This is a genomic window from Brotaphodocola sp. (genome assembly GCF_050873065.1).
GTDB lineage: Bacteria > Bacillota > Clostridia > Lachnospirales > Lachnospiraceae > Brotaphodocola.
On the sequence record NZ_JBNMIC010000001.1, the window covers coordinates 1 to 13,525 of the forward strand.

13 protein-coding genes are annotated in these 13,525 nt (G+C 49.8%); 6 read left to right on the forward strand and 7 right to left on the reverse strand.

Features of this window, described 5'->3' with window-relative positions; genetic code table 11:
• Together tnpA and ACR0QE_RS00010 are read left to right on the forward strand one after the other, a co-directional pair.
• Positions 1–233: IS200/IS605 family transposase (gene tnpA / locus ACR0QE_RS00005; protein ID WP_432626339.1), on the forward strand; the 233-nt coding region annotated here is incomplete at its 5' end.
• Between the two features lie 232 nt (positions 234–465).
• Positions 466–912, forward strand: coding sequence for a hypothetical protein (locus ACR0QE_RS00010; protein ID WP_432626340.1), 447 nt, complete (start codon positions 466–468; stop codon positions 910–912).
• Between the two features lie 107 nt (positions 913–1,019).
• On the opposite strand, the gene ACR0QE_RS00015 is transcribed toward ACR0QE_RS00010, so the two are convergent.
• The 7 genes from ACR0QE_RS00015 to ACR0QE_RS00045 form a co-directional block, all read right to left on the reverse strand.
• On the reverse strand, positions 1,020–3,329 hold the full coding sequence (locus ACR0QE_RS00015; RefSeq protein ID WP_432626341.1) for a sensor histidine kinase: 2,310 nt from the start codon (positions 3,327–3,329) through the stop codon (positions 1,020–1,022).
• A gap of 41 nt (positions 3,330–3,370) precedes the next feature.
• Complete coding sequence (locus ACR0QE_RS00020) at positions 3,371–4,066, reverse strand: response regulator transcription factor (RefSeq protein ID WP_432626342.1); 696 nt, start codon at positions 4,064–4,066, stop codon at positions 3,371–3,373.
• 247 nt (positions 4,067–4,313) lie between these two features.
• On the reverse strand, positions 4,314–5,066 hold the full coding sequence (locus tag ACR0QE_RS00025; protein WP_432626343.1) for a phosphotransferase family protein: 753 nt from the start codon (positions 5,064–5,066) through the stop codon (positions 4,314–4,316).
• 258 nt (positions 5,067–5,324) lie between these two features.
• A complete protein-coding gene (gene glgB / locus ACR0QE_RS00030) occupies positions 5,325–7,250 on the reverse strand; it encodes a 1,4-alpha-glucan branching protein GlgB (protein WP_432626344.1) in 1,926 nt (641 codons plus the stop codon).
• Positions 7,251–7,253: 3 nt separating this feature from the next.
• Positions 7,254–8,588, reverse strand: coding sequence for an alpha-amylase family glycosyl hydrolase (locus tag ACR0QE_RS00035; protein WP_432626345.1), 1,335 nt, complete (start codon positions 8,586–8,588; stop codon positions 7,254–7,256).
• A 112-nt stretch (positions 8,589–8,700) separates the two neighbouring features.
• On the reverse strand, positions 8,701–8,931 hold the full coding sequence (locus tag ACR0QE_RS00040; protein WP_432626346.1) for a YaaL family protein: 231 nt from the start codon (positions 8,929–8,931) through the stop codon (positions 8,701–8,703).
• Between the two features lie 209 nt (positions 8,932–9,140).
• Complete coding sequence (locus ACR0QE_RS00045; protein WP_432626347.1) at positions 9,141–9,473, reverse strand: ArsR/SmtB family transcription factor; 333 nt, start codon at positions 9,471–9,473, stop codon at positions 9,141–9,143.
• Positions 9,474–9,879: 406 nt separating this feature from the next.
• On the opposite strand from ACR0QE_RS00045, the gene ACR0QE_RS00050 reads away from it, so the two are divergent.
• The 4 genes from ACR0QE_RS00050 (at position 9,880) to ACR0QE_RS00065 (ending at position 13,514) form a co-directional block, all read left to right on the forward strand.
• Positions 9,880–10,404 carry a hypothetical protein gene (locus tag ACR0QE_RS00050; protein WP_432626348.1) on the forward strand — a complete coding sequence of 175 codons (525 nt, stop codon included), beginning with the start codon at positions 9,880–9,882 and terminating at the stop codon, positions 10,402–10,404.
• Between the two features lie 64 nt (positions 10,405–10,468).
• On the forward strand, positions 10,469–11,479 hold the full coding sequence (locus ACR0QE_RS00055; RefSeq protein ID WP_432626349.1) for a hypothetical protein: 1,011 nt from the start codon (positions 10,469–10,471) through the stop codon (positions 11,477–11,479).
• Between the two features lie 90 nt (positions 11,480–11,569).
• Positions 11,570–12,787, forward strand: coding sequence for a CpaF family protein (locus ACR0QE_RS00060; protein WP_432626500.1), 1,218 nt, complete (start codon positions 11,570–11,572; stop codon positions 12,785–12,787).
• Positions 12,669–13,514: a type II secretion system F family protein gene (locus ACR0QE_RS00065; RefSeq protein WP_432626350.1), complete on the forward strand. Its 846-nt coding sequence runs from the start codon at positions 12,669–12,671 to the stop codon at positions 13,512–13,514. Before ACR0QE_RS00060 ends, ACR0QE_RS00065 begins: the two co-directional genes overlap by 119 nt.
• Positions 13,515–13,525 lie beyond the last annotated feature (11 nt).

A 13,525-nucleotide genomic window follows, 5' to 3' on the forward strand; every position in this document is an offset into this window, starting at 1 on the left:
TGCCGGATCACATTCATATTTTGTTTGATGCAAAGCCAAATTTAAATCTTGCAGAATTTGTAAATGCATTTAAATCTGCATCTTCTCGAAATATCAGGAAACAATTTGCAGAAGAACTGAAACCTTATTATTGGAAGCCATATTTTTGGAGTTTAAGCTATTTTATTGGGACTGTCAGTGACCGAACGAGTACTGCGGTAAAAGAATATATCAATAATCAAAAAAATAAATGATTTAAAATATTTTAAAATCATTACGCATTCACCCACGTCTGATCCGGTTGGTCAGGCGTGGTACTCTGCGATTTTGATAGATGACAAAATTTTAAAGGTGGGATCGAGATGGATCGAGATACAAAAGTAAAAGGACAGTTAGATCAGTTTCGTAAAATAATGGAGGGAATAAAGTTTGATTCTCCGGAGGCGAATGAGGCGTACACACACTCTCTTCAGGGGCTGCATATCCTTGTTTGTAGAAGAGACGGATCGTTTCTACACAAAGAAAAATGGTGAGTATCCGAAAATGGATGAGCTGAATGAAGAGCTGAAGGGAAAGAGCGAGTCTGATAAGAAGATCACAGATAAATTTATGGATCCGAATACCAAGGCCGGTAAGCGAATGGCTGCAGTTTCAGCGTTAGCCACCCAGGTTAAAGAGTATGCGAAGCAGTTGGATAAAATGGAAGAATTGAAAGATAAAGATGCGAAGTTTAACAGCATATTGCAGAGTAATAATAAGGTGGAGGAGATCAGGAAGCTCATGCCGAAACAGAAAGGAGAGAGAGTCCGGATGACGATGGAAGAGTTAGAGTCTTTTGGACGCCCGAGAAGCAAGAGCACGGTTATCAAGAAGGCACCGGAGAAGGCAAAGAATCTGGAGCGCCGCTCGATGAGCCCGAGATCCATGGGTTAAGTGCCACGGGAAGCCAATTTGAACAAAGTCTGAATCAGAGCGTAATGGAGATAACCGAATAAAAGATAGCAGAAAAAGCAGTCTTAACCGACTGCTTTTTCGTTGCCTTATTTCTCTGTCTTTTCCACTTTTTCTACTTTTTCTACAACAGGGAAACCGACCCTGACTTTGAATAAGTCGCCGTCAATCATGATCTCAAACGTGCCTTTCTGGAGCTTCGTGAGACTCTTTGCGATCGAGAGACCGAGACCGCTTCCTTCCGTTGCACGGGAGACATCTCCGCGGACGAAACGTTCCGTCAGCTCGTCTGCCTGAAAGTTCAGTGGGTTTTCGGACACATTTTTGATTGTGAAGTAGACCATGTTGTCGACCTTTGCGATGTCGGTGTAGACACGGCTGTGTTCCATCGCATATTTAAACGTGTTGTTGTAAAGGTTTTCGAGAACTCTCCACAGTCTGCGCCCGTCGGCGCGGATCAGAATCGATTCATCCGGCAGATTTGAGACGAGCTCTAAGTGGCGGGTCTCAAATTTTTCCTCAAATTCTCCGTTTGTCTGCCAGATCATCTCGACAAAATTGATCGTCGTCATATCCAGCTTGAGGTTGCCGGAACTTGCCTTGGAGACTTCGACGAGATCCTCGGTCAGATTCTTTAAGCGCTGCGATTTCTGGTCCAGAATCTTTAAGTATTCCTGCACCTTTTCCCCGGGGAGATTTTCCCGCTTGAGAAGGTCGACGTAGCTGATGATCGAGGTCAGCGGTGTCTTGATGTCATGGGAGACATTTGTGATCAGGTCTGTCTTCATGCGCTCGCTCTTGAGCTGTTCCTTGAGCGCCTGTTCAAGCCCGGTTCCAATGCTGTTGATCATCTTTCCGAGCCCGAGTTCTTTGCCTGAGAGTCCGTCAAGATCCATCTGATATCCGGTGTCTCCGCTCGCAATCATCGAGATTGCATCGGCAATCCGATCCTCCTGCGTTGAGGAGAGATAGAGGCGGTGAAAAGCGAGATAGTCAACGGCGATGAGTCCGCCTGCAAGCAGGATGGTGATGACTTTGGCGGCCGGAGACTGCCAGAACCGGAGGCAGAGCCCGATCAGGCTGAGTGCCAGAACCTGGACGGAGATAAAGCCGCCGTAGAGGCAGGCGAGGCGCTTTGAGAATGTTCCGTTCGCAAAGTAAGTCTCGATGTTCTGGGTCACATGGTGGATAATACTGTTTTCCCAGAGTTGTCTGCTCTTGTAACGGCGCAGAAGACTGAATGCGCCGGTCATACAGCAGCCGTAGATAATCAGGGCTCTTGTGATCCTCTCAGCGTAATCCCACTCGGCTTCTACGACGAGCAGGTGAATCAGCCGGTAAATGATTTTTTCGCCGAGAAACAGGGCAAACATGGTACTGAGTGCGGTCATTGCGATACAGCTCTCGGTTGTGATTATGTCAAAGCCGTGGAGATACGGATTGACGCGCTCCTCGGTCTTATATCCGGAGACAAGAATCAGATAGTAAAGTGTGACAATACAGCCGAGAATTCCGACTAACAGGGCAGCAAGACCCTCGAGAAAATGGCTGCGCAGTGTCTGGTATCCGTCTGCCTGGTCCGCATAGACATCGGGGGCAGAGTAGGTGGTATCCACGGCTGCGATGATGTAGTAGCTGTCTGCGTCGTAGAGGTTGTTATTCTCCATGGAGACGGTGATGTTCTGCGGAATCTCGCCAAGATTTGTCTCGATAAAGATTGAATCACTTGTGAGATAACAGTAGCGTCCGAGATTTTTGATCTCATCGAGAGTCATATTTCCGGTGTTGGAGAAAATTGCATCCGGTTCTGTCTGGTCCTCATCCTGATAGACAATCTGAAAATAAAAATTCGACGGATTCACAAGCATCCGGTAGTGAACCGTATAATATTCGCTCAGACAGTTTAAAACCTCCCGGCAGAGGTCTAAGAGAGAGGTGTAGGCATCTCCGGGCTCCTTCAGGGTCGCATTCGGGTCGTAGGCTCTCCAGTTGACATACTGGTCGCGAGCGGTTGAGGCATTGTCGTAGATAAATGTGTCGTTTACGACCTCAAAATTTTCATTCAAATAAAAGCCCTGACTCTTTGCGTACCGGAGAACCTCCTCGAGCGTGTAGATGACTTCCGGAGAATCACCGCGGGAGACGGAAAACATCTGCTTTGATAAATCGAGACTTCCGTCCGACTCGAAGACATCCCGGTAGGCAGCGTATTTTAAAATGTGATTGATGTCACTCTGAAACTGTTGCTGAAAGGCGTCAGAATCTTCATAACGGTTGTCCGAGATCCAGCCGATGCCGGCGCCGATCTGAGAGTGCAGGTACATGATGCTGATGCCCGCGACCACAGTAAACAGAAAGATGACGTGAAGGACAACAGCAAAATTTTTTTTGATTCTCATAGAACAATCTTTCCATCTCATCAGATTTTCCACTCTGCCCCCTACTGTTTCTCAACTTTATAGCCGACACCCCATACGACTTTGAGGTAGCGCGGCTCACGCGGATTGATCTCAATCTTCTCGCGGATATGGCGGATATGTACGGCAACGGTGTTGTCTGCACCGATGGCCTCCTCATTCCAGATCTGCTCGTAGATCTCGTCGATTGAGAAGACTTTTCCGGCATTCTTGACGAGGAGCAGAAGAATATTGTACTCGATCGGGGTCAGCTTGATCGGTTCGTCGTCGACCCAGACCTCCTTCGTGTCATCGTTGATCACAAGGCCGCCGCACTTGTAGACCTGATCGCTCGTCTGCTGGGCGAGATTGCCGAGCTGGGTATAGCGGCGCAGCTGAGACTTGACGCGGGCGACAAGCTCAAGCGGGTTGAACGGCTTTGAGAGGTAATCGTCCGCCCCGATGTTCAGTCCGAGAATCTTGTCGGTGTCCTCGGACTTTGCGGAGAGGATGATGATCGGAATGCTGCTGGTCTCGCGCACCTTGCGCGTTGTACGGATTCCGTCGAGACCCGGCATCATCACGTCGATGATCATCAGGTCAATGTGTTCTTTATCGAGAATTTCGAGTGCCTCATAGCCGTCATAGGCTTTGACAACCTCGAATCCCTCTCCGCTCAAATAAATATCTATCGCATCCACGATCTGTTTATCGTCGTCACATACTAAAATTTTCTGCATAAAAGTTCCTCCTCGGGAAATTCTGTTCTCAAAAGGAAAATAAGTTTTAAGTCCTTTTAAGCGTTTCATGAATCAGTATAACGCAAATTAAATTTTGCCGCAATCACGATATACAAGAAAAAGGACGGGGAAAATCCCCGCCCTTCGATTGTGGAGGCCTGTCGGGACCTGCATCCTGACAGGTGCCTCCGGTGGTCTGGATCGGCATCAGGCAGAAAATCCGCCCTCCGCGTCTCACAGAATGGCTTTATGAATAATCGCAGACGTTCAGCCAACGGTGAAGCAGTTCGGATTCCTCCGGACGTTTCTTTGTGAGCTGTGCAGCTGCTACCAGAGGCAGCCACTGCTGTACATACCGGCGGTCCGTGCCTGTCTTTTCGCAGAACAGGTCCATGTACTTGTCAGCAATGCCCTGATCCTTCAGGCAGAACAGCAGGTAAGTTCTTGCTACATCGGCACTTGCGTTGCCCTGGGTTGCATGAACCCAGTCAAGCACATACATCGTGCCGTCCTCTTTTACGAGGATGTTGTTTGGCTGGAAATCTCCGTGGCACAGCTTGGTGTGCTTGGGCATGCTGTCCAGCCGGGTCAGAAGATCGTAGCGGTTGACTGCATTGAGCTCTTCCATCTCAGAGATCTGGCGTGTCATCTTGTCTTTCAACTTGTTTAACAGAGGACAGGTCTTGGAATGAATCATGAGCTGAAGATCAACCATCTGATTCAGGTATTCGTCCATCTTGTCCGGATTCTCGTCCATCAGCTGCTGAAGGGTCTTGCCCTCAACGAAATCTCTTGTGATGGACCAGCATCCGTTCTCTTCAACGGATACCGCCAGAGTAGCCGGAATGTTGATTCCCCCAATTTCCTCAACTCTGGCACTGATTAAAGCTTCGTTCAGAACTTCCGCTTTCGGGAATCCTTTGCAGAATTCCTTAATTGCCTTGTCGCCATCGCGGTAAACACGTTTGGTTGCGTTACTGGATACTAATTCTTTTGCCATACGAAACTCTCCTTTCTCCACTCATGCGCCCTCGGTCCTTCCCACGCGTTTGCTTCTGAGGATAACACTCCCCGCTCAAAAGCAGGCAAAGGGAGATTCCAAGTACGCACGTTACCGTCTCGGTAATTATTCAATCAGCCGATATCATTTTACTACAAACCGTTCAGAATGTCATCTACTTTTTGATAATTTTTTAACGAAATTCTAAACCTGAAAAAAATTACCTGCGGAGTAATGTCAGAAAATATTCGTTTTTGTTTAGGTAAAACGTAAAATAGCAGTTCCGTATGCCGGAAGCGGAAGTGCCACGGAGTATGGCTGGCCATCGCACTCTTTTTTCTGTGCACGCAGAACCGGAGGTTTCTGCGGAGATTTGTACATGCCGTGCTCACTGTCGAGCAAAAGCGTGTAGTTGCCGCGTTTCGGGACGCCAACCCGGTAATCCGGACGAGCTACAGGAGTGAAGTTGCAGACGAAGAGGAGACTCTTTTTGTGGTCGCGGCTGTAACGGACAAAGCTGAAGATGCTCCGGTCGCCGTCGTTCGCGTTGATCCACTGGAAGCCATCCCAGTCGTCATCTGCCTCGGAGAGAGACGGATATTTTTGATAAATATGTAACAAATCCTTGAGGTAGTTCTGAAGGTCTTTGTGGAGCGGATCGTCTGCCTCCTCCCAGTTTAAGCTGACTTTCTCGTCCCATTCGTGAAGCTGACCGAAATCCTGTCCCATGAACAGCAGCTTCTTGCCCGGGTGTCCCATCATGAAGGTGTAGCCGGCTTTCAGGTTCTTGAACTTATCCTCAAGGGATCCCGGCATCTTGTTGATCATCGAGCACTTCAGGTGGACAACCTCATCGTGGGAGAGAACCAGAATGAAATTCTCGCTGTTAAAGTAAGTTAGACCAAAAGTCATCTTATTGTGGTTGAATTTGCGGAAGTACGGGTCGAGTTTCATGTATTCGAGGAAATCGTGCATCCATCCCATGTTCCACTTGAACGTAAAGCCGAGGCCGCCGACTTTCGGATCATGGGTGACGAGAGGCCATGCGGTGGATTCCTCCGCAATCACCATTGCACCGTGCTCTCTGCGGTCCACGATGCTGTTTAAATGACGGAAGAACTCGATTGCATCGAGGTTCTGGTTTCCGCCGTACTCGTTCGGAACCCACTGTCCGTCCTGACGTCCGTAGTCGAGATAGAGCATCGAGGCAACCGCATCGACACGGAGACCATCGACATGGTACTCGTGAATCCAATAGAGGGCATTTGCGATCAGGAAGTTGGACACCTCATGGCAGCCGTAATTAAACACCTTTGTGCCCCAGTCCGGGTGCTCGCCCTTTCTCGGGTCTGCATATTCATACAGTGCCTGACCGTCGAAATCAGCGAGTCCGTGTGCATCCTTCGGGAAGTGCGCCGGAACCCAGTCGAGGATGACGCCGATGCCCTTCTTGTGGAGGTAGTTGACGAAATACATGAAGTCCTCCGGCTTTCCGTAGCGGGAGGTCGGAGCGTAATAACCGGTCACCTGATAGCCCCAGGAGCCGTCAAACGGGTGCTCGGCGATTCCCATCAGCTCGACATGGGTGTATCCCATCTCGTGAACGTAGGCTGCAAGTTCTTCTGCTGCCTCGCGGTAAGTGTAGAATCCCTCTTTTTCCTCACGGTCTTTGCGCTTCCAGGAGCCGAGATGCACCTCGTAGATGCTGATCGGCTGCTCGCGCGGATTGCCTTCTTTTCGATGTTCCATCCACGTATCGTCCGTCCACTTGAACGACGGATCTGCAGTGATGGAGGCGGTTCCCGGGCGGTACTCCGCGTACTGGGCAAACGGGTCTGCTTTGAACAGGACTTTGCCGCTGCTTGTTGTGATTGTGAACTTGTAGAGTTCATCCGTGCCAAGGCCCGGAACAAAAGTCTCATAGATTCCGGACGTCTCGAGAGGTTCCATCGGTGTCGCGTCCGGATCCCAGCCATTGAAGTCTCCGACAACGCTGACGTGAGCGGCATGAGGTGCCCAGACTGCAAAGTATATGCCCTTCTTTCCGTTCACCGTAGCAGGATGGGCGCCCATCTTTTTGTAGATCTCATAGTGGGTGCCCTCCCCGAACAGATAGCGGTCACCTTCCGTGATGATTCCGATACCTGCCTGTTTTTTCTTATCTTTGACAGCTTTGACAGCCATAGCCTATTCCTCCGTGATCTTCAGGACAACACCGCTGTTGCCTGGTAATGTGAGATTGAGTCTTCCGTTCGAAATCGGGATGATGGTTCCATCCATCAGATTTTCTGCCGTGGACGCATGAATCGGAATCGGGACGGACAGGTTGGCAGGCGCATCGTCGCTGTTGCCGGCAGTGACTGTGATCGAGTGGTCTGCCTTGCGCGCAAAGGCGTACTGACGGTTGGTCAGGAGAAGTTCCTGATAGATACCGCCGTGGAATTCCGGCTCCCTGCCGTGGATCTCTCCGAGTTTTCCGATGTATTCGGTCAGCTCACACTCCATCGCATTGCCCTCCTCCATCGAGATGCAGGGGCGAAGTTCGGTGTCGCTGTTTGAGGTGCGCATTCCCTCAACGCCCCACTCACCGCCGTAGTAGACGGACGGGATGCCCGGAAGGGTGTAGAGAAGCAGGTAGGCGAGCGGAAGATGAGCTTTCTTTTTCAGCTTGCTCGCGATGCGGTTCTCGTCGTGATTGTCAAGAAACGTGTAGAGCTTTCTCCCGATTGCCTCGAGACGCCGGACATTGTGGGCGATCTCAAAGAAGTTGTGGTCGTTGAGTCCGGAATAGAGGCTCTTGTGGAGCTCATAGTTTGTGACAGAGTGGAGCATGCCGTCATTGACCCAGCGCGCGTAATCGCCGTGGATGACCTCGCCCATCAGCCAGAAGTCTTCCTTCATCGGTGTGGTCTGCTCACGCATCTCGTGCATGAACTGGAAATCCAGCACGTTTGCGCAGTCAAGGCGGATGCCGTCGATGTCAAACGTGTCGATCCAGAAGCGGATCACATCGAAGAGATACTGTTTGACTTCCGGGTTCTGGAGATTCAGACATGGAAGTTCAAAATGGCCCTGCCATGCATCATATCCGAAGCCATCGCCGTAAGGAGAACTCCATCCGAAGTTCACGTTTCGATACCATCCGCAGTAGCGGGAGCCTTCCCGGTTTTTCTGAATATCCTGAAAGGCGAAAAATTCTCTTCCGGTGTGATTGAAAACACCATCCACGACAACGCGAATTCCGGATTCGTGACAGAGCTTCACGAACTGGATGAAATCGTCGTTGTCACCGAGACGGCGGTCAACAAGGCGGAAGTCGCGGGTATCATACCCATGAGAAGAGGACTCAAAGAGCGGTCCTATGTAAAGAGCGGTGAATCCCAGCTTCTTCATGTGAGGAATCCAGAGTTTCAGTTCCTCGAAGCGGTGGGTCACGCCCTCCTCGTGATTTTTGCGAGGTGCGCCGGTCATTCCCAGCGGATACATGTGATAAAATACAGCTTTTTCATACCAAGTGCTCATAAATGCAAGTCCTCCTGATGTGGATCATATAGTCTGAAGCTCCGAAGACCGCTTAAAATGTCTTTTTTGAAGTTCTTTAAAAATCCGAGAATTCATGGATGATTATTTTGGTTTAGGATTCTTCAAGAAATTTAAAGCGACGGAGCAGGAACTGATAGCGCAGCTGAGCTGCATTCAGTTCATAGATATAACAGTCAATCAGCGACGGGTCGGTTGCCTGGTCAAAATGATTCCGGGCAGATTCCATCGAAGTCCGTGTCTGATCAATCTCTGCTTTCAGTCTCTTGCTTTCTAAAGAGAGCAGGTCACTCTGAAAGTTTCTGAAAAAAATTTCTGACCACATACTTCCATCTCCTTTGGCATACATATATAGCGATTCAGCGGTCTGGCTGTCTGGTTATCGGTTGGTGTTGCTGTTTCGCTTTAGTATTTTCCGAAAATGGAAAATTATACAGGAGATGGAAATCCATCAAATGAACGCTTCTGTCTGATCTGGTTGGAGCCAGTCAGTCAGGCGGCTTCGCAGCTTTGACAGATTGCCGGGCGGCCTGTCTAGCGGTCGCCGAAGGTTTCCTCCACAAGATTGCCGAGCTGCATGAGTTTGCGGGTGCCGGCGATCAGGGAGAGACGGTAGAAATTGGACGTACCTGAGCGCCTTACCTCTACGAGTCCCGAATCTTTCAGAATTTTCAGGTGGTGGGAGACTGCCGGACGAGAAAGGCTGGTCTGCCGCGTAATTTCATTCACGTTGAGCCCTTCCGTCTGCCCGTTTTGATCCGCTCGGGTCAGCGTCTCGATAATCCCCAGACGTACTTCATCTCCGAGGGCGATGAAGAGGGGCATGCAGCAGTGAAACTGAGATTCCAGCTCTTTGCCGTTTGTCATAAAATCCTCCTTTGGTTTAAAAAATTAAACTAAAAACATTCTATCACGATTTATGGGCAACGTCAACTAAAAAAAGCCACAGAAATCCGACTGCTTTGGTTAAAATATATAAAAAACAGTCGGAAATTTGGAGAAAATGTCAATTTTGAAAAAGGGGATTGACAGTTTGGGGATGTGTGTGCCATAATGAGACAACAATCACCACCTGTTCCGGGTGGAAGATTTTCTATCTTTTGTTTCCGGCATCAGCTGTCTGATGATGCGTCAGGAACATTCAGCCGAATCGGCAAATATTTCGGAATTTAAAATTTTTTACAGTTTTACAGAAAAATCAGAAAAATCAGGAAAATTAAGTGAATCAAGTGTTTCTCGAAAGATGAGTGATCGGGAGAGAGGAGGATGTTGTTTGGAATGGCGGACAGCTGCCAGTCTTTTTGTGATTGCAGCGGGAGCCGGATGGACAGATTTGCAAAGCGGAAAAGTAAAAAACGGGTGGATTCTTCTCGGAGTGATTCTGGGGATTATGCTGAGAGGATGGAGATTTTTCCCGGGGGCATTTCCGTTTGCGCTGGCAGGCTTTTTTCTGTTTCGCTTTCGGATGATGGGAGCGGGGGATGGAAAGCTGGCATCTCTGATCGGAGGATATCTGGGGCTCTGGCAGGGGCTCTGTGCAGTTGGACTCGGACTGCTTTTTGCATCACTTTGGGCAGTATGGAAACTTGCGGGAGCAGGAGAGGGGAAGGCTGGATGCGTGACCCGGTTTTTCCGCCTTTTCCGGTATGCCAGAACGGTGATGAGAACGGGACAGATCGAGCCCTATGTGGAATTTGAGCAGATGAGCAGGCATGAGAAGATTCCTCTCGGAGCGTGTCTGGCAGCCGGGGTCTTTGTGCATGGGGCAATCTGTTATCTGGGCAATCTGAAAATCTGACGATGTTAGGAGTTTTGGGTGTGATACGGCAGTGAAAAATTTGTGCGAAAATCAGGAGATGAGAATGAATAAGAGAATCATGGCAGTCTACGATGTGGATCCGTTTTATGCGGAGCGGTTTTCGGAGTTTATAAACCAGAAGGAGTCGACGCCTTTTATGGCGATCGCTTTCACAAGTCTTGCGCGCCTGAAGGCATTTGCGCAGAGACAGCAGATCGAGATTCTGCTTGTCGGAGATGAGGTGGAAGAGAGGGAACTTACCGAGCTTGGGATTCATCAGATTGTACGTCTCTCGGAGGCGGCGATGGTGAGGAGCGGCACTCCGGCAGTCTATAAGTATCAGGCATCAGACAGCATTCTGAGGGAGGTGATGGCGTGTTATCAGACGGAGGAAAAAGAGGAACAGATGACAGCCGTGGGTGCGCGGAGCCGGGTGATCGGGGTGTATTCTCCGATTGGGCGGTGTGGAAAGACAGGTTTTTCCGTCACGCTCGGCCAGGTACTTTCGAGGGACAGCAAAGTGCTTTTTCTCAGTCTGGAAGAGTTCGCCGGTTTTTCTCAGATGATGGGAACGAAGTATTCCGGAAGTTTTTCGGATCTTGTCTATTACAGCCGTCAGGGAGATTTTGACAGGATGAGACTCGGAAGCGTGATCTATGACTATGGGGGACTCGACTATGTGCCGCCGGTTGCCTACGCGGAAGATCTCGCTCAGATGGAAGGTGCAGAGGTTGCCGGACTGTTGGAAAAGATTGCGCGTGAGTGTGGATATGATGTGCTGATTGTGGATGTTGGACATTTTCTGAGAAATGTCGAGGCAGTTCTTGCAGTCTGTGATGTTGTGTATGCACCGATTCGGAAGGATGTGGTGTCTGAGACGAAGATTCAGCAGTGGAGGCAGTATCTTGAGGACTCAGGCAGGATGAATCTCTGGGAGAAAATTCGGATTTTGAGACTTCCGCTTCCGTCGGACTGTGTCTCTGCCGGAGAGTATTTTGAACAGCTGCTCTGGGGACCGGTTGGAGACTTTGTGAGGGAGATGACCGGAAGATCAGAAAAGGGGATGCAGGACTGAGTGAGAGCGGAAGCGGATGGAAAGAGAGAACAGAGGGGACAGAAAGAGAAAGAGTCGAGAACGTCTGAAAAACGGGAGCGTTTAGAGCAGATCAAGGAGAGAATCCGGGCTCAGCTGAGAGACCGCAGCCAGGTGGAGGACGATGTTCTCTGTGCCTGTATTGAGGAGGCGGTGGAAGAGGAGGCGAGGGTGCGCTATCTTCCTCTCGCGGGGAGACTCGAACTTAAAAACCGTCTTATGAATGCGTTTCGGAGACTTGATATTTTGCAGGAGCTCGTGGATAACCCGGAGATTACAGAGATTATGATTAACGGGAAAGACCATATTTTCATAGAGCAGAATGGAAGAATTTCGAGATGGGAGGAGGGATTTGACAGCAACCAGCAGCTAGAGGACATGATTCAGCAGATTGTCAGCAGGATCAACCGCTCTGTCAATGTGGCAAATCCGATTGCAGATGCGAGACTTCCGGATGGTTCCCGTGTCCATATCGTGCTTCCTCCGGTTGCGCTTGACGGCCCGGTGGTGACAATCCGAAAATTCCCCGAGCCAATCACAGTGCAGCGTCTTTTGGAGCTGGGATCTCTGAGCGAGGAGGCGGCAGAGTTTTTGAAAAAACTTGTGTGTGCGGGGTATAACATTTTTATCTGTGGGGGAACCGGATCAGGAAAAACTTCGTTCCTGAATGCAATGTCCGCGTTCATTCCGGAGACAGATCGAATCGTGACGATTGAGGACTCGGCGGAGTTACAGATCCGTCAGGTACCGAACCTGGTGCGGCTTGAGACGAGAAATGCAAACGGGGAGGGAGACGGAGCGATTGAGATCAGCGATTTGATTCGTGCTGCGCTCCGAATGCGCCCTGATCGCATCATCGTCGGAGAGGTCAGAGGAAAAGAATGTCTCGATATGCTTCAGGCACTCAATACCGGTCATGCGGGGAGTCTGTCAACCGGGCACGGGAACAGTCCGAAAGATATGCTCTCCCGTCTGGAGACGATGACTCTGATGGCGGCAGATATTCCGCTTCCGGCAGTGAGAAGCCAGATTGCCTCCGCACTTGACATTATGGTGCATCTCGGAAGACTCCGGGATAAGAGCAGAAAGGTTCTCGAGATTGTTGAGGTGGGAGACTTTGAAGATGGGGAGATTCAGTTAAATCCGCTGTTTCGGTTTGAGGAGGAATCGGATGAAGGAAAAAAGAGGAGCGAGGGAGGACGGCTCCGGGAGAAAGTCCGGGGAAGTCTTGTCCGGGTCGGGAGTCTCTGCTCAGTCGAGAAACTCCGGTCAGCAGGTTATCCAGTATGAGAAGTATCATCTGTCGCTGACGGAGGGGCTGTTTGCGCTCGCAAAGGGAATCGGGCTGTGTGGGCTTGTTGCGTGGACGTTTTACCGGAGCCTGGTTGCATTTTTGATCCTTCTTCCGGCGGGACTCTGTTATCCGTTCTATGAGCGAAGGCGGTTAAAGGAAAAGCGGATTCTGACTCTGGCTTCTCAGTTTAAGGAGAGCATGGTGATCCTTGCCTCAGCGCTGAGTGCCGGTTATTCGATTGAGAATGCACTTCGTGTCAGTCAGGAGGAACTGGTGACGCTTTACGGCGAGGAGGGAATGATCACGAGAGAATTTTCATGCATGAATGATCAGATCAGGATGAACCGTTCTGTGGAACAGGTGCTGGAAGATTTTGCACAGAGGAGTGGAATCGAAGATATCCAAAATTTTTCAGAAGTGTTTTCTGTCGCAAAACGAAGTGGAGGAGATTTAAGCGGAATCATGCGCCATACCGCAGAGATGATTCGGGACAAGATGCAGGTGAAGGAGGAGATCCGGACAATGACTGCGTCGAGAAAATTTGAGCAGAAGATTATGAACCTGATTCCATTTTTTATCGTGTTTTATGTCGATGGAGCATCACCGGGATTTTTTAAGCAGATGTATCAGACGATGGCGGGGAGAGTACTCATGAGCGGCTGTCTGGCAGTATACCTGATTTCAGTGTGGATGGCGGGAAGGATTCTTGAGATTGAGGTCTGATAGGGATGGCG